Genomic DNA, 18,628 nt, shown 5'->3' with positions numbered 1-18,628 from the left:
GGCAGGACAGAGGGGGCGCGAAGGAACGCGATGCTCGATCAGCCTCGCTGCGTTCGTGTGCTAATCACCACCCTTCACTGCGACCAGTACTGCCAGGCCCAGTATAACCCTTCGTCGCGCGGCGGCAGGCGGTCGCGCTCGGCGTCGAGCGGCACTGGCGCCGGCGATTTCGGCTGCGGCTCAAGCCGAGGGTTCTCCCTCCAGGCAAGCAGCCAGTTGCCGAGATGGGCGAACAGCACGGCGGTGGATTGGGTCATGACATCACTCCTTCTGTCCTGCGAAGCGAAAGCGGCCAGTCAAACTGGCGGGCTCTGTAGTCATTCGCGTCCCGCCCACGGAACCAGCTGACGCTCGATCCGGCGGATGATGAATTCCAGCACGAAGGCTATTGTCGCGATCACCAGAATGCCCATCACCACGACATCGGTGACCAGGAACTGCGCCGCCGACTGGATCATGAAGCCGAGGCCGCGTGTCGCCGCCACCAGCTCGGCCGCGACCAGCGTCGACCAGCCGGCGCCGAGCGCGATGCGCAGGCCGGTCAGGATCGACGGCAGCGCGCTGGGCAGGATGACGTGGCGCACCACTTGCGCCCGCGTCGCGCCGAGTGAGCGCGCCGCATTGATGCGCTCCCTTGAGACGCCGCGCACGCCCGAAGCCGTCGACAGCGCCACCGGCGCCAGCATGGCGATGGCGATCACCAGGATTTTTGACGGCTCGCCGATGCCGAACCAGATGATGACCAGCGGCAGATAGGCGAGTGGCGGGATCGGCCGCAGGAATTCGAGCAGCGGGTCGAAGATGCCGCGACCGACCGTCGAGATGCCGATGGCCAGCCCGACCGGCACGCCAATGACGATGGCCGCGAGCAGCGCTGCGAACACACGACCAAGGCTGGCGATGATGTGCTGAAGCAGTGTGGCGTCGACGAAGCCGTCATTGATAACGACGATGAACTTGGTCCACACGGCGGCGGGCGACGGCAGGAACACCGGCGACACGAGTTGCAGGCGGGCGGACAGGGCCCATGCCGCCAGCACGACCAGAATGGTAACGGCGCTGACCACGCGCGATGAAACCGCGCGCCGCTTCCGCGCCGGCCGCGACCACGGCACCGAGATGGCATCGCTCTCGTCGGTTCCAGTGGCCGGCCGCTCGCTGTAGGAGGTGACGCTCATGCCGCCTCTCCTTCGAAGATCGCGTCCGTCAGCTCGCCGCGCGCAGCTGCAAACGCCGGATCAGCCTTGATGCCCCGGATCGGCTCGCCAGAGGCATAGCGCCGGCTGAAGCCGGTCTCGAACGTCCGCACCACGCGGCCCGGCCCCGGCGCCAGCACGACGATGCGTGTGGCCAGCACCAACGCCTCCTCGATGCCGTGCGTGACCATCAGCACGCCAACCTGGGCTGCCGTCCACAAATCGAGCAGCGTCGTCTGCATGCGCTCGCGCGTCAGCGCATCGAGCGCGCCGAGCGGTTCGTCGAGCAGCAAAAATTCCGGTTCGGCGGCGAGCGCGCGGGCGAGGCCGCCGCGCTGGCGCATGCCGCCGGACAATTCCCAGATGCGCTTGTCGCCGGCGCCGCCAAGTTTCACCAGCGCCAGCAATTCGTCGGCGCGGCGCGCCCGTTCGGCCTGCGGCACGCCGCGCAGCCGCAGCGCGAAGGCGACATTCTCGCGCGCCGTCAGCCAGGGAAACAAAGCATCGTTCTGGAACACCACGGCGCGATCGGGGCCTGGGTCGGTGATCGGTGTGCCGCCGATGCGGGCGTTGCCGCGCACCGGTTCGACCAGGCCGGCGGCGACATTGAGCAGCGAGGTCTTGCCGCAGCCGGAGCGGCCGACCAGCACGACGAAATCGCCCTTGGCGACATCGATCGACACGCGTTCGACCGCCGGCGCTGCCTGGCCGTCATAGTGAACCGAGACCTTGTCCAGGATGAGATGGGGGTCCAGAACGAGATGAGGCATGGGATAGCTCCGGAAGAAATCCGCCTGCCCCGAAACCGCTCCTCGTTTGGCGGTTCCGGGACAGGCAACACGCGGCGTCAGGGAAGAAGAAACCGCGCGTGTTCAGAGCAATTCCAGGAAAAGTGTGAAGCGGTTTTCCCGGGAAAAACGCGTAGCGTTTTCCCTAGGGGAATTGCGTGAAAACGAAGATCAGTTCGAAGCCAGGGCTTCGGTCACGTATTTCGACGACACATATTTCGAATAGTCAGGCAGCACGGCGTCGATCTTGCCCTGCTCCTTGAGGAAAGCCGAAGCCGCCTCGATCGCCTTGACCGTGCCGCTGCCGAGGAACTTATCGGAAGCCTGCTCTTCCAGCGTTGGGAAGACGTAGCCCTTCAACAACTGCGGCACCTCTTCCAGCTTGGCGCCGGTGATCTTGGCGATCTTGGCCGCTTCCGGCGACGACACCGACCAGGCGTCGGGCTTGGCCAGGAACTGGGCGTAGGACTCGCCGGTCACCTTGACGAAGTCGCGCACGGCTTCCGGGTTCTTCTCGGCAAAGTCGGTGCGCACGATCCAGGCGTCGAAGGTCGGCGTGCCCCAGGCGGCAACCTGCGAAGAGTCCAGCACCACCTTGCCGGTGGTCTTGATCTGGCCGAGCGCCGGATCCCAGACATAGGCCGCGTCGATGTCGCCGCGGGCGAAAGCGGCGGCGATTTCCGGCGGCCTGAGATTGAGGATCTCGACCGACTTCGGATCGACATTTTCGTGCTTCAGCGCGGCGAGCAGGCTGTAATGCGTGGTCGACACGAACGGCACCGCCACCTTCTTGCCGGCGAGGTCGGCGATCTTCTCGATGCCGGCGCCGTTGCGGGCAACCAGCGCTTCGGATTCGCCAATCAGGCCGACGACGAAGATGGTCTGGATCGGCAGTTCGCGGCTGGCGGCCGCCGCCAGCGGGCTCGAGCCGACATAGCCGATATCGACGGAACCGGAAGCGACAGCGGCGATGACGTCGGCGCCGGAATCGAACTTGCGCCAGTCGATCGTGGCCTTGGTGGCCTTTTCATAGGCGCCGTCGGCCTGCGCTACTTTCGAAGGTTCGACCACCGTCTGGTAGCCGATGGTGATCTTGAGGTCCTGCGCCTGGGCCGGGCCAAGGAAGGCCGCACCCGCCAGGGCTGCCGACGACAGGAGAACGATGCGTCGCGAAATGCTGGACATGAAAGGCTCCATGAAATGAGAAAAACCGGATGCCTGTCCATAGTCAGCTAATTCTATCGTTCTTGTAGAGTTAAATCCTTCCAAGCAAGGCGGGCTTGTTAGAAAAAAGTCACCGGCTGATGCGGCCAGGGAGACATTGATGGTCGGCAGGCCACGTTGAGCGATGGCGGGGACAGTGCCGGATTTTCACCGGCTTCCAATCGGCATCGTTCCGCGGCGTGATGTTGCGGACCGACAGCCGCCAACGCATTGTGATTCTCCACGCGCGATCGTGTAAATGCGGCCAAACCACAAAGCCGGTCGTTTCGGCCGGCCGCCAAGAGGCAGCCTTTTCATGCTCGTACGCCTGACCATGATCTGCAGCGGGGCGACGCCCGCCACGCGCAAGGGGTCGTTCCCCGTCGACGAGGCGCTGGAGCCGCAATCCCTGGCGCTTGCCGCAACGATGACCCTGCGCCGTGCCGACCGGGTCTGGACGAGCCCGGCGCTGCGTGCCCGCCAGACCGCCGAAGCCATGGCGCTCAAACCGTCAGTCGAGGCGCTGCTGGCCGAGCAGGATTTTCGCCACTGGGCCGGCAAGAGTTTCGAGGAAATCCAGGCGCTCGAACCGGCAGGCATCGCGGCCTGGCTCGGCGACACTGAGGCCGCCCCGCATGGCGGCGAGTCGCTGGCCGATGTGGCGCGGCGCACCACGCGCCTCATGGATGGCCTGATCCAGACGAGCGGCCACACCATCGCGGTGACGCATGCCAGCGTCATCCGCGGGGCAATCGTCCACGTCCTCGGAGCGCCGCTTTCGGCCTGCCGCAGGATCGATGTCGAGCCGCTGAGCCTCACCGATTTCCGCAGCGACGGAAGCCGCTGGATGTTGCGCTCGACCGGCGTGCCGGTGGCCGCCAAGGTCGTCCGGTCACGGAGCGGCAAGGTGGCGTCCTGACATTGGAGGGTGGCGAGCCGGTTGTCGGCAGCTGGTGTTTCCGTCGATCCGCCGGCTGCGACCGAAAATTCCCGGCAAAACCCCGAATGCCGCAAATCCATACTGCAAATGGCAGGTGATCTGAAAACGCGTTCCGCGTGTTCAGAGGTAAGTATAGTAATCTTATCGACATTAGGAACTGGAGCAGCCAACGGTCGCGACAATCGCTTGCTGCTGGCTGTGACCTAACGGCACAAAGCCTCGCTAAAGTGGCCTCCGCAGCGTGAAAACGCAGCAAAATCAAGGTTTCTCGGCTTGTACATCATGTCACTAGAATTTATGTCTCAAGGCAGCTTGCACGCGGCGGGGAGGCACGTCAGGCGTTTCGCAACCGATGGTTTTGAACCATCGCCTGACAGGGAAACGTTCGCTCTATGCTCACCAAAAAAGGCAAGTACGGCCTCAAGGCGCTGGTCCATCTCGCGCAATTGCCGGTCGGCCAGCTCGCCTTCGTCGGCGACATCGCCAGCGCCAACAACATCCCGAAGAAATTCCTCGACGCCATTCTGGGCGAATTGCGCAATGCCGGTTTCGTCCAGAGCCGCAAGGGCAAGGAAGGCGGCTATCGCCTGGCGCGCCCGGCCGACGAGATTAAGGTCGGCCATGTCGTGCGGGTGCTTGACGGACCGCTCGCGCCCATCCCTTGCGCCAGCCGCACCCAGTATCAGCGCTGCGAAGACTGCAATGAGGCGACATGCCAAGTCCGACATCTGATGCTCGAGGTCCGGCAGGCCATCGCCGAGGTGCTCGACCAGCGCTCGCTGGCCGAGATGCGCGACATCGTCATCGAAGACCTTACGGTCGCGAGGGACGACCTTCCGTCGACGCAAAAGGTCCTCGCCTGATCCTCAGCGTGCTCGCATGAGCGTCGCGCGCACCAATTCGATCATCATCGTGGGTGGCGGCGCCAGCGGCGTCGTGCTTGCCGCGCATCTCCTGAAATCGGCCAATCCGGATTTGCGCGTCACGCTGATCGAAAAGCGTCCGCATTTCGGCCAGGGCATCGCCTATTCGACGCTGCTGTCGGCGCATGTGCTGAATGTCAGCGCCGCCGGGATGAGCGCCTATGCCGACGATCCCGGCAATTTCTGGCGCTGGCTGCAGGCCGGCGGCCTGGTGAGCCAGGGACAGACGCCGCAGACACCATTCTACGCGCCGCGCAGCGTCTATGCCCGCTACCTCAAGGAACTTTTGGACGAGCTCGAAGCCCGGGAAAAGGAGACCGGCCGGCTGCGGCTGATCCGCGAGGAAAGCCTGTCGATCTCGCCGACATCCTCCGGCGTCGAAGTGGTGCTGGCCAACGGCACCAGCGTCGTCGCGCACCTGGCCGTGCTCGCCACCGGCCATGACGAACAGCCCGGCGCCGGCCAGGGCCATGCCATCCGCATGGGAACCGAGGCCGACACTGCGCTCGATCCCGAAGCCCGCGTGCTGGTGCTGGGCACTGGGCTGAGCATGGTCGACGCCTTCCTGTCGCTCGAACAGCGTGGCCACAAAGGAGAGATCGTCGCCGTGTCCAGGCGTGGCCTGCTGCCGTCGCCGCACCGCAAGGGCAACCCGATAAAGCTCGACGTCGCCGATATCCCGCTCGGCACCCAACTGTCCTATTTCGTTGGCTGGTTCCGCGACCTGATCCGCGAAAACCAGAGAGCCGGCATCGACTGGCGCGACGTCGTCGACGGTCTGCGGCCCTTCAACCAGAAGATCTGGCAGAACTGGCCGTCCTCGGCCAAACGCCGCTTCGTCGAGCACACCAAGGCCTGGTGGGACATTCACCGCCATCGGCTGGCGCCGGAGGTGCATGCCCGCGTCACCGAGGCGGTGCGCACCGGCCGTATCCGTCCCGTTGCCGGCCGCGTCGTCGGCATCGAGGCCGGCGATGGCTTCACCATCGACATCCAGACCCGCCACACAAAGGCGCTGGAGACGCTGGAGGTCGCCCGCATCTACGATTGCACCGGCATCGCTCGGGACATTTCGACTACCTCGAACAGCGTCGTGCGCTCGCTGGTCGATCGCGGCCTGGCGCGGCCCGACCCGCTGCGGCTTGGTCTCGATGTCTCGGCCAAATGCGAGATCATCGCCGGCGACGGCACCGCTTCAGCCAAGATCCTCGCCGTCGGCCCGCTGACCCGCGGCACCTTCTTCGAGATCGATGCCATTCCCGATATTCGCGTCCAGTGCGCGCGGCTGAGCAAGCAATTGCTGGGCTAGAGCGATTCCGGAAAGACTATAAATCTGACAGACGTATTCGGCTCGACCCGAGAGCGCCTTCCACGATCGCACCATGGGCTATCCGGCGGCAGGCAAAAGAATGGCCGGTGCGGGGGATGCTTGGGTTGGAAGCGCACCGCACCGGCCATCGCGGGATTAGGCTTGGATTTGGGATCGTCCCCCCGCTACTGGCCAAGTTACATACATATTAGCCATAGCTCAATTAGGACTGAAGTCCCTGCCGTTGGGGAACGCCTGGACACCATTCCGCGCCGCAACCCAGCCATCTGGCCGGGCAAATTCCGCTTTCGCCGCCGCAAGGCCTTGCCTAAAATCGGCGCATGACCCAACGCGGAAGACTCTATGGCTGCCCGGTCGAGTTCGCGCTCGACGCGCTCGGCGGCAAATGGAAGACGGTGATCATCGCGCGGATCAAGCAAGGGCCGCTGCGCTATTCCGAACTGCGCCGGCTGATCCCCTCGCTCTCCGACAAGATGCTGACGCAGCGCCTGGCCGATCTCGTCGAGATCGGCTTCGTCGTGCTCAAGACGTCGCCCGACGGCAAGGCGCGCTACGTCTTGACCGGGCGCGGTCACGATCTCGCTGGAGCCCTGCAGGCGCTCTATGACTGGGGCAGCGTGCATGGCCGCGCCGAGGGCGTGCGCTTCCGCACCGACATCGACGCCGCCGCCTGACATCAGCCTTATCGCCCGCCGAGCGCGCCGCAAAAGCCGGCGACGTCGGTGATGACGGCTTCGCCGAGGAAACGCAGCGTCGCCATCGAACGGTCGCTGGCTTCCCGATTGCCGAAGCCGCAGGCATCCTCGATCACCACAGCGACAAAACCATTGTCGGTCGCCTGGCGCACGGTCGGCTCGATGCCGATCTCCATGGCGATGCCGGCAAGCGCCACCGCGCGCACCCCGCAATCGCGCAAGGAAAAACTCAGCGAAGTGGAATCGAAGGCCGACATGGTCAGCTTGTCGAACACCGCCTCATCAGTGCGGGGCGCGAGTTCGGGAACAATCTGGGTCGCTTCGGCATCGCGCAGAAACCAGGGCTCGACGGTGTCGGGGCTGTCGCGCCGCTGCCAGGCCATGGCGGTGCGCAATTGCGTGGCGCCCATCCATTTCAGCGGCAGCGACAGATGGCGGGTGAATGCCACCCGCATGCCGGCCGAGCGTGCCGCCTCAAGCACGATGCCGGTGCGCTCGACGATATCGGCCGCGCCGGGCACCTGGCGGCAGATGCCGACCTGCATGTCGTAGACCACCAGCGCCATGCGGCTGGGGTCGCACCATTCCGCCAGGCTGGTCGGGATGTCGATGCCTTCGTTTGAGCGAATCATGCGGCCGTCCGGTCCCAGGGTTGCGTCACGTCGACTGTCGGATCGAACAGATATTCGAGCGGCAACGGCGCAGAGTCAAAGGCCAGGAAAACCCATTCCAGCAGCCCGGCCTTGGACAGCGGAAAGTCGTCGGTGTAGCGCCTGGCTTCCTCGACGCTGTCGAGCTCGAACACGATGATGACGCCGCCGACATCGGCGCGCGCATAATTCTCGCGCACGATACCTGCCTTCCACAGCCGCCAGACATTGGAGACCTCGTCACGCAGATAGGGCTTTAGATCGTCAAGCGTGACGCCGGGCTTGAAATTGTCATAGGCGATGATCTTCATCGAACATGTCCTTGCATTGGCCCCGCAGCCTTTCGGCTAGCACGGTGAAAATGCCGGCGGCAACGAACGAGATGGTGCGTTGAGATCGAGGCCCAGGCCGCGATTGAGGCGTAATCTCCCCCCTCGAGGGGGAGATGGCCGGCAGGCAGAGGGGGTCGGTTCGACCGGACTCGGCCTACCTGCTGCAGAAGGAGGTTAGCGCTCCACGCGAAGCGACCCCCTCTGTCGCCTTCGGCGACATCTTCCCCTCGAGGGGGGAGATCAGCTGCTTGGAATTCCATTCCGCATCTCGCCAGTTGATTGGCACGATCTATCTTCTTTCCGCCTGCAAACGGCTGGAAAAGAAGCTACGCTGCCGCTCTGCCGGCTGAATCAAAGAAGTAGAGCATGATGTCGTCCGAAAACCGCTCCGCACTTTTCGGCATCATGCTCTTGGCGGTCGCTTGATCAAGGGAGCACATCGACATGAGCGAGCACAGAAAAGCTGCGCCAGGCAGTCCGGACGGCGCGTTATCGCGCCTGCGTCCGCCCTACGCCTCGGTGCTCGACCTCATCGGCCAGACGCCGGTGGTCGAGCTGACCAAATTCGACACCGGAAAATGCCGGCTGTTCATCAAGCTTGAAAGCCAGAATCCCGGCGGCTCGATCAAGGACCGCATCGCGCTGTCGATGATCGCGGCGGCCGAGAAAGAGGGTAAGCTGAAGCGTGGCGGCACCATTGTCGAGGCGACCGCCGGCAATACCGGTCTCGGGCTCGCCCAGGTCGGCATCCCCAAGGGCTACCGCATCATCCTCGTCGTGCCCGACAAGATGTCGCGCGAAAAAATCCAGCATCTGCGCGCGCTCGGCGCCGAAGTGCGCATGACGCGCTCCGACGTCGGCAAGGGCCATCCCGAATACTATCAGGACATGGCCGAGAAGATCGTTGCGGAAACGCCCGGCGCTTTCTACGCCAACCAGTTCGCCAACCCGGCCAATCCACTCGCGCATGAGACCACCACCGGGCCGGAAATCTTTTCGCAACTCGAAGGCAATCTTGACGCGGTGGTCGTCGGCGTCGGCTCCGGCGGCACGCTGACCGGGCTTGGCCGCTACTTCGCCAAGGTGTCGCCGAAGACCGAGATGGTGCTGGCCGATCCTGTGGGCTCGGTGCTGGCGCCGCTGATCAAGACCGGCAAGATGGAAGAGGCGGGCAGCTGGACCGTCGAAGGCATCGGCGAGGATTTCGTGCCGCCCAATGCCGATCTGTCGCTGGTCAAGAAGGCCTATTCCATTCCCGACAAGCAAAGCATGCTGGCCGTGCGCGACCTCTTGTCCAAGGAAGGCATTTTGGCCGGCTCCTCCTCGGGCACGTTGCTATCGGCAGCGCTGCGCTATTGCCGCGAGCAGACTGTTGCAAAACGTGTCGTCACCTTCGTCTGCGACAGCGGCAACAAATATCTGTCAAAAGTGTTCGACGATTTCTGGCTGGCCGAACAGGGTCTCGCCGAGCAGGAGCAGCATGGCGATCTGCGCGACCTCGTCATGCGCTCGCACCGCACCGGCGACACCGTCTATGTCGGCCCCGACGAAAGCCTGCTCAACGCCTATGGCCGCATGCGCCGCTCCGATGTCTCGCAGCTGCCGGTGCTGGACGAAGGCAAGCTGGTCGGCATCGTCGACGAAAGCGACATCCTGGCCAAGGTCGACGGCCCCTATGACGGCAGGTGGGACCGCTTCAACGGCCCGGTGCGCACCGCCATGACCTCCAATCTGCACACGCTGCAGGCCAGCCAGACGCTGGATGCGCTGCTGCCGGTGTTCGACCGCAACGAGGTCGCCATCATCTTCGATGGCGACGAGTTCGTCGGCCTGATAACCCGTATCGACCTGATCAACCATTTGAGGCGTGCACGATGACCGCACACACCCCGACGGGCAAAAACCGCCTGGCCTTTTCGACCCGCACCATCCATGGCGGCCAGAGCCACGACCCGCTGACCGGCGCCGTCATGGTGCCGATCTACGCGACCTCGACCTATGGCCAGCAGTCGCCCGGCGTGCACAAGGGCTTTGAATATGCCCGCAGCCAGAACCCGACGCGCTTTGCCTTCGAGCGCGCGGTCGCCGATCTCGAAAGCGGCACCAATGCGTTTGCTTTCGCGTCCGGCCTGGCGGCGATTTCGACCGTGCTGGAGCTGCTCGACAGCGGCGCCCATATCGTCGCCACTGACGACATCTATGGCGGCTCGTTCCGGCTGATGGAGCGGGTGCGCAAGCGCTCGGCCAATCTGCAGGTGAGCTTCGTTGACTTCACCGACCTAGCCGCCGTCGAAGCCGCGATCCGCCCGGAGACCAAACTGCTCTGGGTCGAAACCCCCACCAACCCGCTGCTGCGCATCGTCGACCTCGAAGGCGTCGCTTCGCTGGCCAAACGCAAGGGCGTTCTGACGGTCGCCGACAACACTTTCTGCAGCCCGTACATCCAGCGGCCGCTGGAGCTCGGCATCGACATCGTCGTCCACTCGACGACAAAGTATCTGAACGGCCATTCCGACATGGTCGGCGGCGTCGCCATCGTCGGCGACAACAAGGATCTCGCCGCCCAGCTGAAATTCCTGCAGAACGCCATTGGCGCCATCTCGGGCCCCTTCGACAGCTTTCTGGCGCTGCGTGGCATCAAGACCCTGGCGCTCAGGATGGAGCGTCATTCCGCCAACGGCCTGAAGATCGCGACATGGCTGGAAGCGCGCAAGGATGTGCGCCGCGTCGTCTATCCCGGCCTGCCCAGCCATCCGCAGCATGCGATCGCCAAAAAGCAGATGCACGCGTACGGCGGCATGATCTCGGTCGACCTCGACCGCGACCTCGCCGGCACCAAACGCTTCCTCGAACGCACGCAATTGTTCACGCTGGCCGAAAGCCTCGGCGGCGTCGAAAGCCTGATCGAACACCCGGCCCTGATGACGCATGGCTCCATCCCGGCGGAAAAGCGCGGGGAGATCGGCATATCGGATTCGCTAGTGCGGCTGTCCGCAGGCATCGAGGATGGTGATGATCTGATTGCGGATCTGGAGCAGGCGCTGAGGGGGTAGGCAGCTGTCTGTTTGGTCGCTGAGAACCCGTTGAAGCCGTTGTTTAGGCGTCGTCCGTAGCCAGACGCAAGTCCGCCAGTGAGATCATCAGCGTCATCGGGTCAAGCGGCGAGGGATTGAAGCCGAGCTTTGTGTAAAAGGCCCGCGCGTCCTCGGAAATCGCGTGGACCAGGATGCCTCGTATACCAAGGGTGTTTGCTGCATTCATCACCCGGCGCGCAGCGTCCTGCATGAGCGCCATGCCCAATCCTTGACGCTGATGTGAGGCATCGATGGCAAGGCGAGCAAGAATGGCCACAGGGATCGGGTCCGGCATGTTGCGCCGGAAACGACCAGACGCGTAGCTGGCGGCAACGCCGCCCGACGCCAGTGCATAGTAGGCAACAACTGTATTTCCGTCTCGGCAGGCGACGAACGTACGTGTCGCGCCGCTGTCCTGATTAGCCAGAGCTCGGCGTTTTAGCCAGTCGTCCAGAACCGGCACACCGGACGAAAACGAGGACAGGTCATGGATGCGGTCCAGGGGCTCTGGCGGTCGCAGCGTCATTTCGGCGTCGCGCATTCCTTAATTGTTCGAAAATCAATCCGACTCATTCGCCCGTCTCCCAAGGCAAGCGCGCGTTCATCAGCCTGGACAGGCGCTTGTCAGGCTTGGCCGGTGCATCGAGCAAAGCGAGGAATTCCGCATAGGCTTCCGGCGAGACTTTGATGAGGGTGCGGTCGAGCAGCGTATCCTCGGCCATGCGGCGTGCTGCATCGAGGATGAAATCCGTTCGCGTTTTTCCAAGCGCGCGCGCAGCCTCGTCGATCAGGCCACGCTCTTCGGGCTTGATGCGAATGTTCAGCGTGCTTCGCTTGGAAGCTTCGGTTGGAGATTCGTGCTTCATCGTTTCAGAGTAGCACACTGTAATGACGTTGTCATTATAGTTTCAACTCTGCCCGTCAACACCATCGGAAGTCTTTGCTTATCCCTTCACCGCCATGTCCCGCCCGGGCTCGTCAGCCGACGAAATTCAGGATCCACTGAACACCGTATCTGTCGGTCAGAAGACCAAAGCGTGTGCCCCAGGGCATGGTTGCAAGGGGCGCCCGTAGGCGGCTGCCTTCGGCGAGCCGGCTGAACAGACGCTCGATCTCGTCCAGGCTTTCGCAATCGATGGAAACGGAAAATCCGTTGCCCCTGGATATAGCCGGCACGCGAAGGCGTGTCGGACGCCAAGCATCGGCATGCCCTGTCGTGAAAGCTGGGAATGCATCACCGGCGCGTCAGGCGATTTGGACGGCTGGCCGGTTTCATCCGGATAAGCGTTGAGCATCAGCTCGAGGCAGCGTTCTTTCGGCGGCGAGCTTGGTGCTTCGTTTGTGATGTCCGGAAGTGTCATGCGCGTCATCGTGCCGACGTCATTGCATTTCCGACCCGAGGGGATCGGCCTAAGTCACGGCATTCTCCCTGAACAGCGTCTCAATCAATGGGCACGCCGGCAACGTGCCATCCCCGCACTGCTTGACGACATCTTTGAGGACAAGTTCCATGCGCCTCAGATCGGCAATCTTCGCGCGCACGTCCTCAAGGTGGGTCGCAGCAACCACGCGAGCGTCCGCGCAGGGTTGGTCCCGTTCGTCCACAAGCCGGAGCAGCGCGCGGATTTCGTCAAGTGAGAAGCCCAGTTCGCGCGCCCTCAGAACAAAGCGAATGCGTCGCTCGTGTGTCGTGTCGTAGTTTCGATAGCCGCTTTGCGTGCGCGGCGGCTCTGGAAGAAGGCCGACCTTCTCGTAGTACCGCACCGTCTCCAGATTGGTTCCTGTTCGCCGGGCCACTTCGGCCCTTTGCATACCCTTCACCAAGGCGTGATTGCGCATCTCGAAATTCCTCTTGAGCCTGTAGCCGCTACAGACTGCACATTATTGTGGACACTGGATTTCGGCAATCAGCGAAGGACGCCATGGACACTTCAGCGCTTGGGAAGACACGGTCGGCGTCCGTCGATGAGCTCTCGGGCGGCAGCCAAGTTGCACGGCAACGCCTTGTCATCGTAGGCGGCATACTCGGCGCACTCGCCGCGTCTTCGTGCTGCATCGTGCCACTGGTCCTGTTCAGTCTTGGGGTCGGTGGCGCCTGGATCGGCAACCTCACCGCGCTCGCGCCATACAAACCGCTATTCGTGACGGCAACGGTTGGCGTCCTCGGCTATGGCTTCTACCTCGTTTACTGGGCTCCCGCGCGAGCCTGCGCAGATGGTGCCGCCTGCGCTCGCCCAATACCCAGCCGGTTCGTCAAACTCGCGCTCTGGTCAGCGACGGCGCTTGTCACCGCCGCTTTTGCCTTCGACTACGTCGCGCCCATTCTTCTCGGCGCCTAACAAGGAGATTTGTCCCGTGCAGAACCTTTTGAGCGCCCTGTTGATCGGCGGAATAACCATGACGGCCTCCGCCGCATCCGCTGCCGAGCGCATCGTCACCTTTGGCGTCGATAACATGACCTGCGGCTCTTGCCCCTACATCGTGAAGGCCTCCATGACGTCCGTAGGTGGCGTCCACGATGTCGCCATCTCATTAGAGGCGAAGACCGTGACCGTGACCTTTGACGACACGAGGACGACAGCCGAGGCCATAGGCGCCGCCAGCACAAATGCAGGTTACCCGGCTCATCTCCAACAGGGAAGTTGACGGCCTTCCGCGACCTCCCGAACCTGCTGCACTTCCCCGAACCTGCTGCACTTCAATGAAGGTTTGAACTGATGAGCGACTGCTGTGCACCTAAACCCGCCCCCAATGTTGGTTCAGCAGCTGGTCTGCCCGAGTTTGCTGTACGACCCGGCGTGATGTTTCCCGATTGGTCGGTTGTGGCGTCCCCTGTGGTCCGGAGCGCGCTGCTTGCTATGATCGGTTCGGATCACGTCCTGCACCGCTGGAGCGGCTACTCAGCCGCCGTGGATCGGGTACGCGCCGCGCTGATCCAGTTCTATGCCGACAATGGCCGGGCGCCGACACTGTTCGCGCTTGCGGCGGAAGTCGGGTTGACCGAAATGGCGTTGCAACCGCTCCTCGATGATCTCAGCGAACGCGATCTTGCGGTTCTCGAAGGCGGCCTGATCATCGGCGCCTATCCATTCGCTAGCCGAGATACCGGCCACCAGATCAGGTTGGATGGTAACTCCGTCAACGCGATGCGCGCAGTCGATGCGCTCGGCGTCGGTGCAATGCTTGATCGAGACGTTGAGATCACTTCCCGTTGCTGGCACTGCGGTTCGCCAATAAAGGTCTCCACGCGAGACCGTGGCCGGGCACTCGACGAGGTCAGCCCTCAGTCAGCGGTCGTTTGGCTGAGCGTGCGCTACGAGGGCGGCTGTGCTGCAAATTCGCTCTGTTCGATGACAGCCTTCTTTTGCAGCGACGACCATCTCGCGGCTTGGCGAAGCAAACGACCCGCCGATGAACCGGGATTTCGGCTTTCCATCGAAGAGGCGCTAGAGGCTGGTCGGGCGATCTTCGGGCCGAGCCTGACCGGGCTGCGTTCGCAAGGCGATGCTGTCTCCAGTGCAGCCAAAAATGGTGCCTCGAAACTCGCCACTTTCGGCCGTCGCACCCCGAAGAGCAATGTCTATGACCTTGCCGTCATCGGGGCCGGCTCGGCCGGCTTCTCGGCTGCCATCACCGCCGCTGATCAAGGAGCGCAGGTGGCGCTGATCGGCAGTGGGATCATCGGAGGTACGTGCGTCAACGCCGGCTGCGTTCCATCAAAGACCCTTATCCGGGCTGCGGAGACCCTTCACAACGCACGCGCCGCCGCGCGATTTGCAGGCGTCGCTGCTGACGCTGAGGTCACCGACTGGAGGGCGACCGTCCGTCAAAAGGACGATCTGGTCGGACACTTGCGACAAACGAAGTACGTAGACCTGCTTCCGGCCTACAACGGCATCGCCTATCGCGAGGGGTCGGCGCGCCTCGTCCTCGGCGGAGTGGATGTTGGCGGCACGAGGGTCGCGGCCGACCGGATCATCATCGCGACCGGAGCGCGGCCCAGAGTCCCGAGCATCCCAGGGATTGAAGCTGTGCCCCATCTCACCAGCACGTCGGCTTTGGAGCTTCAGGAGCTGCCGAGAACGCTGCTCGTCGTCGGCGGGGGCTACATCGGTGCCGAACTGGCTCAGTTGTTCGCGCGGGCCGGTGTCAAGATGACGCTCGTCTTTCGCTCACGACTGTTGCCCGAGGCCGAGCCTGAGATCAGCCGGGCACTGACGGGATACCTTGAAGACGAGGGGATCAACATCGTCTCGGCCGTCGCCTACCGTTCGATCCGCACGACAGAGGCCGGTGTTGCACTGTCGGTCGAGCGCGATGGGCAGATTGTGACACTCGACGCCGAGCAAGTTCTCGTCACCACTGGGCGCACACCCAACACTGAGGCGCTCGACCTCACTGGGAACGGTGTCGCTATCATGGCAAACGGTGGCATTGCCGTTGATGACCGCATGCGGACCACCCGCCCCGGCATCTATGCCGCTGGCGACGTGACGGGCCACGATCAGTTCGTCTACATGGCAGCCTATGGCGCCAAGCTCGCTGCCAAGAACGCTCTCAACGGCGACAGCTTGCGGTACGACAATGCAGCGATGCCGGCTGTCGTGTTCAGCGATCCGCAAGTCGCCAGCGTCGGCCTAACCGAAGCCGCCGCGCGTGCCGCAGGACATCATGTCCGGGTCTCGACCATTGCCCTCGACCAAGTGCCGCGTGCGTTGGCCGCACGGGATACCCGAGGGCTCATCAAGCTGGTCGCCGAGGCCGCGACGGGTCGGCTGCTCGGGGCTCACATACTGGCACCCGAGGGCGCTGACAGCATTCAGACCGCAGCCTTGGCGATTGCCTGCCGCCTTACGGTCCGGCAGGTCGCTGACACGATCTTTCCTTACCTGACCACGGTTGAAGGTTTGAAGCTCGCCGCTCTGTCGTTCGACAAGGACGTGGCGAGATTGTCCTGCTGCGCGGGCTGAGGTTCCATCGAGCCGGCGCATACCGGTCACCCAGCAACCACGCAATGGCCTGTAAGCCGACGAAGTTGAGGATCCACTGAACCCCGTGTATCTGTCGCTCAGGCGAAGCGTAGCCCCCAGGGCATGCAAGCCGGCTGAACAGACGCTCGATCCGCCCGTTAACACAATCGGAAGCCTTTGCTTAACCCTTCGCCGCTATGTCCCGCCCGGGGAGGCATGGCGAGAGTGAGTGTGATGGACAACAGCCCGGAAAAGCGCAGCGAATGGCGCGCCATTTTTTATGTGCAGGCCCGCGTGGCCATCCTGTTCGTCCCGGTCGTCGCCAGCCTTCTGATCATTGCCGCACTTGCCGGCAATGAGCGCAACCCCGATGTCGTCGACCGCACCGTCACCGGCTCGGTGAAGTAGCGAAGCAGCCGGCTGACAGCTGGCGCCGCCTCAGAAAAACTTCGGGATCGGGCCGTTCTGCGGCGTCACGTCGCCGTCGATGTCGATGAACACCTCGTCGACAAAGCACCAGGCCCAGCCTTCCGGCGGGTCGTAGCCTTCGATGATCGGGTGCTTGGTGGCGTGAAAATGCTTGGTGGCGTGGCGGTTGGGCGAGTCGTTGCAGCAGCCGACATGGCCGCAGGTGCGGCAGAGCCTGAGATGCACCCACATCGAGCCGCTCTTCAGGCATTCCTCGCAGCCCAGCGCGCTCGGCGTCACCGTCTTGATGTCGCGCGTGTGTTTGCATTCATCCATCATGCTCTCCTGGCCAATTCGGGCCCTGCTGCGTTGGGTCGCGCGAGATAGGCGTGCAAGGCCGCCACCACCTGGGCGCCCTCGCCGACGGCAGCGGCGACCCGTTTGACCGAGCCGGAGCGCACATCGCCGATCGCGAACACGCCGCTGCGGCTGGTTTCCATCAGCCCCGCTGCGACGTCGGCGCCGGTGCGCACGAACCCCTTGGCGTCGAGCGCGACATTGCACTCAGCCAGCCAGTCAGTGTTGGGGTCGGCGCCGATGAACAGGAAGAGATGCTGGATCGGCCGCGTCTCGACGCCGTCGCGGTTGCGCCAGCGCAATCGGGCAAGATTGCCGCCTTCGCCTTCCAGCGCCTCGATCTCGGTCTCCGCCAGCACCTCGATGTTGGGCTGCGCCTCGATGCGCTCGACCAGATAGCGCGACATGGTTTCCCTGAGGCCGCCGCGGCGCGCCAGCATCGTCACCTTGCGCACCTGGCTGGCGAGATAGACCGCCGCCTGCCCCGCCGAATTGCCGGCGCCGACCAGCGCCACCTCCTGTCCGGCGCACAGCCGCGCCTCGATCGGCGAGGCCCAGTAATGCACCGACGTTCCCTCGAACTCGGCCAGATTGGCGATGTCGAGGCGGCGATAGCGCGCCCCGCTGGCGATCACCACCGTGCGCGCGTTGACGCTCTCGCCGTCCCCGACGGCAAGCGTGTAGCCCTCGCTCGCCGCGCCGAGCAGCTTCGCCTCGTCGGGGATCACCATTTCGACGCCGAATTTCTGCGCCTGGTTGTAGGCGCGCGCCATCAGCGCCATGCCGGTGATGCCTGTGGGGAAACCGAGATAGTTCTCGATGCGCGCGGAAGCGCCGGCCTGGCCGCCGAAGGCGCGGCAGTCGAGCACGATGGTCGAAAGCCCTTCCGACGCCGCGTAGACCGCCGCCGCCAGCCCCGCCGGCCCGGCGCCGACAATGGCGACGTCATAGACTATGTCTGGGTCGATCGGCCGCAGCAGGCCGATGCAGCGGGCGAGTTCGGTCTCGCCGGGATTGTGCATCAGTTTGCCGTTGGGACACAGCACGATCGGCAGATGGTGCGGGTCGACATGAAAATGCTCGATCAGGGTTTTCGCGCACGGATCGCTGTCGGAATCGAGCGCCCGGTGCGGCTGGCCGCTGCGGCGGAGAAACCCCTGCAGCCGCAGCGTGTCGCCATTGCCGGCGGGACCGATGACGACCGGCCCGCTGCTGCCGCTTTCCAGGAGACCGACGCGGCGCAGGATCAGCGCCCGCATGACCCGCTCGCCAAGGCTTGCCTCCTGCACCATCAGGTCGCGCAGCCGCTGCGAGGGAATGACGAAAGCCTCGACCGGCTCGATCGCCTCGGCATTGACCAGCGACGGCCGGCTGGAAAGCTGCGCCAGTTCGCCGATGAAGTTGCCCGGACCGTGGGTGACGATGGTCTCGCGCCGGCCGAGCCCAACATCCTGGGTGATGTCGACCGTGCCCGACAGGATGACGATCAGCCCCGGCGCCACAGCGCCGGCGGTGACGATGTGCTCGCCCGCTTCATAGGAAGTGGCCTCGCCGAACCGGCGCATGCGCTCGATATCGGCGTCGCCCAGGATGGGAAACATCTGGTCGCGGCGGGTGACGGCGATCGGCTGGGTGGATGGGGCCATGGCTGCGAGCGTAACGCCACGGCCGCCGGGTTTGAAGCGGTTTGTTGAATGCCTGACCAGGAGGGGAGGTTGTCCGCCTTCAGCTTGGCATTCGTCGTCTTCGGGCGAGCATCCGC

General features: G+C 63.9%; 22 protein-coding genes. 10 read left to right on the top strand and 12 right to left on the bottom strand.

The window, feature by feature from the left end; all coding sequences use genetic code 11:
• Nucleotides 1–74 precede the first annotated feature (74 nt).
• The 4 genes from H0241_RS22265 to tauA form a co-directional block, all read right to left on the bottom strand.
• Nucleotides 75–257: a hypothetical protein gene (locus H0241_RS22265; RefSeq protein ID WP_181059986.1), complete on the bottom strand. Its 183-nt coding sequence runs from the start codon at nucleotides 255–257 to the stop codon at nucleotides 75–77.
• Nucleotides 258–317: 60 nt separating this feature from the next.
• Nucleotides 318–1,178, bottom strand: coding sequence for an ABC transporter permease subunit (locus tag H0241_RS22260; protein WP_181059985.1), 861 nt, complete (start codon nucleotides 1,176–1,178; stop codon nucleotides 318–320).
• The gene (locus tag H0241_RS22255; protein WP_181059984.1) at nucleotides 1,175–1,966 is read right to left on the bottom strand and encodes a taurine ABC transporter ATP-binding protein; all 792 of its coding nucleotides are present in this window, start codon (nucleotides 1,964–1,966) and stop codon (nucleotides 1,175–1,177) included. The genes H0241_RS22260 and H0241_RS22255 overlap by 4 nt, the downstream gene beginning before the upstream one ends.
• Nucleotides 1,967–2,155: 189 nt before the next feature.
• Nucleotides 2,156–3,169: a taurine ABC transporter substrate-binding protein gene (tauA, locus tag H0241_RS22250; protein WP_181059983.1), complete on the bottom strand. Its 1,014-nt coding sequence runs from the start codon at nucleotides 3,167–3,169 to the stop codon at nucleotides 2,156–2,158.
• A gap of 334 nt (nucleotides 3,170–3,503) precedes the next feature.
• Here tauA and H0241_RS22245 point away from each other — a divergent pair, with 334 nt between their 5' ends.
• The 4 genes from H0241_RS22245 (at nucleotide 3,504) to H0241_RS22230 (ending at nucleotide 7,054) form a co-directional block, all read left to right on the top strand.
• Nucleotides 3,504–4,106, top strand: a complete 603-nt coding sequence (locus H0241_RS22245) for a histidine phosphatase family protein (protein WP_181059982.1) — start codon at nucleotides 3,504–3,506, stop codon at nucleotides 4,104–4,106.
• A 413-nt stretch (nucleotides 4,107–4,519) separates the two neighbouring features.
• Nucleotides 4,520–4,990, top strand: coding sequence for an RrF2 family transcriptional regulator (locus H0241_RS22240; protein ID WP_181059981.1), 471 nt, complete (start codon nucleotides 4,520–4,522; stop codon nucleotides 4,988–4,990).
• Nucleotides 4,991–5,006: 16 nt separating this feature from the next.
• Nucleotides 5,007–6,359 (top strand): FAD/NAD(P)-binding protein, encoded by a 1,353-nt coding sequence (locus tag H0241_RS22235; RefSeq protein ID WP_181059980.1) that lies wholly within the window; start codon nucleotides 5,007–5,009, stop codon nucleotides 6,357–6,359.
• A gap of 341 nt (nucleotides 6,360–6,700) precedes the next feature.
• Nucleotides 6,701–7,054 carry a winged helix-turn-helix transcriptional regulator gene (locus H0241_RS22230; protein ID WP_181059979.1) on the top strand — a complete coding sequence of 118 codons (354 nt, stop codon included), beginning with the start codon at nucleotides 6,701–6,703 and terminating at the stop codon, nucleotides 7,052–7,054.
• An 8-nt stretch (nucleotides 7,055–7,062) separates the two neighbouring features.
• Here H0241_RS22230 and H0241_RS22225 read toward each other — a convergent pair whose 3' ends face one another.
• On the bottom strand, nucleotides 7,063–7,707 hold the full coding sequence (locus H0241_RS22225; protein ID WP_181059978.1) for a cysteine hydrolase: 645 nt from the start codon (nucleotides 7,705–7,707) through the stop codon (nucleotides 7,063–7,065).
• Entirely contained in the window at nucleotides 7,704–8,036 is a 333-nt protein-coding gene (locus tag H0241_RS22220) for a hypothetical protein (protein ID WP_181059977.1), read from the bottom strand. The genes H0241_RS22225 and H0241_RS22220 overlap by 4 nt, the downstream gene beginning before the upstream one ends.
• 465 nt (nucleotides 8,037–8,501) lie before the next feature.
• Between H0241_RS22220 and H0241_RS22215 the strand changes: the two genes are divergently transcribed.
• The gene (locus H0241_RS22215) at nucleotides 8,502–9,935 is read left to right on the top strand and encodes a pyridoxal-phosphate dependent enzyme (protein ID WP_181059976.1); all 1,434 of its coding nucleotides are present in this window, start codon (nucleotides 8,502–8,504) and stop codon (nucleotides 9,933–9,935) included.
• Complete coding sequence (locus H0241_RS22210) at nucleotides 9,932–11,110, top strand: trans-sulfuration enzyme family protein (RefSeq protein WP_181059975.1); 1,179 nt, start codon at nucleotides 9,932–9,934, stop codon at nucleotides 11,108–11,110. The genes H0241_RS22215 and H0241_RS22210 overlap by 4 nt, the downstream gene beginning before the upstream one ends.
• A 43-nt stretch (nucleotides 11,111–11,153) precedes the next feature.
• On the opposite strand, the gene H0241_RS22205 is transcribed toward H0241_RS22210, so the two are convergent.
• The 4 genes from H0241_RS22205 to H0241_RS22190 all read right to left on the bottom strand — a co-directional run bounded on the left by H0241_RS22205 (nucleotide 11,154) and on the right by H0241_RS22190 (nucleotide 12,970).
• Nucleotides 11,154–11,657: a GNAT family N-acetyltransferase gene (locus H0241_RS22205; protein ID WP_181059999.1), complete on the bottom strand. Its 504-nt coding sequence runs from the start codon at nucleotides 11,655–11,657 to the stop codon at nucleotides 11,154–11,156.
• A gap of 43 nt (nucleotides 11,658–11,700) precedes the next feature.
• On the bottom strand, nucleotides 11,701–11,997 hold the full coding sequence (locus tag H0241_RS22200; RefSeq protein ID WP_181059974.1) for a type II toxin-antitoxin system TacA family antitoxin: 297 nt from the start codon (nucleotides 11,995–11,997) through the stop codon (nucleotides 11,701–11,703).
• 112 nt (nucleotides 11,998–12,109) lie between these two features.
• Nucleotides 12,110–12,307 carry a VOC family protein gene (locus H0241_RS22195; RefSeq protein ID WP_181059973.1) on the bottom strand — a complete coding sequence of 66 codons (198 nt, stop codon included), beginning with the start codon at nucleotides 12,305–12,307 and terminating at the stop codon, nucleotides 12,110–12,112.
• Nucleotides 12,308–12,541: 234 nt separating this feature from the next.
• On the bottom strand, nucleotides 12,542–12,970 hold the full coding sequence (locus H0241_RS22190) for a MerR family transcriptional regulator (protein WP_181059972.1): 429 nt from the start codon (nucleotides 12,968–12,970) through the stop codon (nucleotides 12,542–12,544).
• Nucleotides 12,971–13,053: 83 nt separating this feature from the next.
• Between H0241_RS22190 and H0241_RS22185 the strand changes: the two genes are divergently transcribed.
• The 4 genes from H0241_RS22185 to H0241_RS22170 all read left to right on the top strand — a co-directional run bounded on the left by H0241_RS22185 (nucleotide 13,054) and on the right by H0241_RS22170 (nucleotide 16,509).
• A complete protein-coding gene (locus H0241_RS22185) occupies nucleotides 13,054–13,470 on the top strand; it encodes a mercuric transporter MerT family protein (protein WP_181059971.1) in 417 nt (138 codons plus the stop codon).
• Between the two features lie 16 nt (nucleotides 13,471–13,486).
• Entirely contained in the window at nucleotides 13,487–13,777 is a 291-nt protein-coding gene (locus tag H0241_RS22180) for a heavy-metal-associated domain-containing protein (RefSeq protein ID WP_328824784.1), read from the top strand.
• Between the two features lie 71 nt (nucleotides 13,778–13,848).
• Nucleotides 13,849–16,101, top strand: a complete 2,253-nt coding sequence (gene merBA / locus H0241_RS22175; protein WP_181059970.1) for a bifunctional organomercurial lyase/mercury(II) reductase MerBA — start codon at nucleotides 13,849–13,851, stop codon at nucleotides 16,099–16,101.
• Between the two features lie 216 nt (nucleotides 16,102–16,317).
• Nucleotides 16,318–16,509, top strand: a complete 192-nt coding sequence (locus H0241_RS22170) for a hypothetical protein (protein ID WP_181060000.1) — start codon at nucleotides 16,318–16,320, stop codon at nucleotides 16,507–16,509.
• A gap of 30 nt (nucleotides 16,510–16,539) precedes the next feature.
• Here H0241_RS22170 and H0241_RS22165 read toward each other — a convergent pair whose 3' ends face one another.
• Both H0241_RS22165 and H0241_RS22160 read right to left on the bottom strand, forming a co-directional pair.
• Nucleotides 16,540–16,848, bottom strand: coding sequence for a UBP-type zinc finger domain-containing protein (locus H0241_RS22165; protein ID WP_181059969.1), 309 nt, complete (start codon nucleotides 16,846–16,848; stop codon nucleotides 16,540–16,542).
• Nucleotides 16,845–18,512: an FAD-dependent oxidoreductase gene (locus H0241_RS22160; RefSeq protein WP_181059968.1), complete on the bottom strand. Its 1,668-nt coding sequence runs from the start codon at nucleotides 18,510–18,512 to the stop codon at nucleotides 16,845–16,847. The genes H0241_RS22165 and H0241_RS22160 overlap by 4 nt, the downstream gene beginning before the upstream one ends.
• Nucleotides 18,513–18,628: the final 116 nt, after the last annotated feature.

This window comes from Mesorhizobium neociceri, from assembly GCF_013520985.1.
GTDB lineage: Bacteria > Pseudomonadota > Alphaproteobacteria > Rhizobiales > Rhizobiaceae > Mesorhizobium > Mesorhizobium neociceri.
Note: the sequence above shows the minus strand (reverse complement) of the source record. Positions and strands in the feature narration are given on the sequence as shown.

Coding starts and splice junctions, on each gene's coding strand:
- H0241_RS22265 (WP_181059986.1), bottom strand. CDS start 257: ATGACCCAATCCACCGCCGTGCTGTTCGCCCATCTCGGCAACTGGCTG.
- H0241_RS22260 (WP_181059985.1), bottom strand. CDS start 1,178: ATGAGCGTCACCTCCTACAGCGAGCGGCCGGCCACTGGAACCGACGAG.
- H0241_RS22255 (WP_181059984.1), bottom strand. CDS start 1,966: ATGCCTCATCTCGTTCTGGACCCCCATCTCATCCTGGACAAGGTCTCG.
- tauA (WP_181059983.1), bottom strand. CDS start 3,169: ATGTCCAGCATTTCGCGACGCATCGTTCTCCTGTCGTCGGCAGCCCTG.
- H0241_RS22245 (WP_181059982.1), top strand. CDS start 3,504: ATGCTCGTACGCCTGACCATGATCTGCAGCGGGGCGACGCCCGCCACG.
- H0241_RS22240 (WP_181059981.1), top strand. CDS start 4,520: ATGCTCACCAAAAAAGGCAAGTACGGCCTCAAGGCGCTGGTCCATCTC.
- H0241_RS22235 (WP_181059980.1), top strand. CDS start 5,007: ATGAGCGTCGCGCGCACCAATTCGATCATCATCGTGGGTGGCGGCGCC.
- H0241_RS22230 (WP_181059979.1), top strand. CDS start 6,701: ATGACCCAACGCGGAAGACTCTATGGCTGCCCGGTCGAGTTCGCGCTC.
- H0241_RS22225 (WP_181059978.1), bottom strand. CDS start 7,707: ATGATTCGCTCAAACGAAGGCATCGACATCCCGACCAGCCTGGCGGAA.
- H0241_RS22220 (WP_181059977.1), bottom strand. CDS start 8,036: ATGAAGATCATCGCCTATGACAATTTCAAGCCCGGCGTCACGCTTGAC.
- H0241_RS22215 (WP_181059976.1), top strand. CDS start 8,502: ATGAGCGAGCACAGAAAAGCTGCGCCAGGCAGTCCGGACGGCGCGTTA.
- H0241_RS22210 (WP_181059975.1), top strand. CDS start 9,932: ATGACCGCACACACCCCGACGGGCAAAAACCGCCTGGCCTTTTCGACC.
- H0241_RS22205 (WP_181059999.1), bottom strand. CDS start 11,657: ATGACGCTGCGACCGCCAGAGCCCCTGGACCGCATCCATGACCTGTCC.
- H0241_RS22200 (WP_181059974.1), bottom strand. CDS start 11,997: ATGAAGCACGAATCTCCAACCGAAGCTTCCAAGCGAAGCACGCTGAAC.
- H0241_RS22190 (WP_181059972.1), bottom strand. CDS start 12,970: ATGCGCAATCACGCCTTGGTGAAGGGTATGCAAAGGGCCGAAGTGGCC.
- H0241_RS22185 (WP_181059971.1), top strand. CDS start 13,054: ATGGACACTTCAGCGCTTGGGAAGACACGGTCGGCGTCCGTCGATGAG.
- merBA (WP_181059970.1), top strand. CDS start 13,849: ATGAGCGACTGCTGTGCACCTAAACCCGCCCCCAATGTTGGTTCAGCA.
- H0241_RS22170 (WP_181060000.1), top strand. CDS start 16,318: ATGGCGAGAGTGAGTGTGATGGACAACAGCCCGGAAAAGCGCAGCGAA.
- H0241_RS22165 (WP_181059969.1), bottom strand. CDS start 16,848: ATGATGGATGAATGCAAACACACGCGCGACATCAAGACGGTGACGCCG.
- H0241_RS22160 (WP_181059968.1), bottom strand. CDS start 18,512: ATGGCCCCATCCACCCAGCCGATCGCCGTCACCCGCCGCGACCAGATG.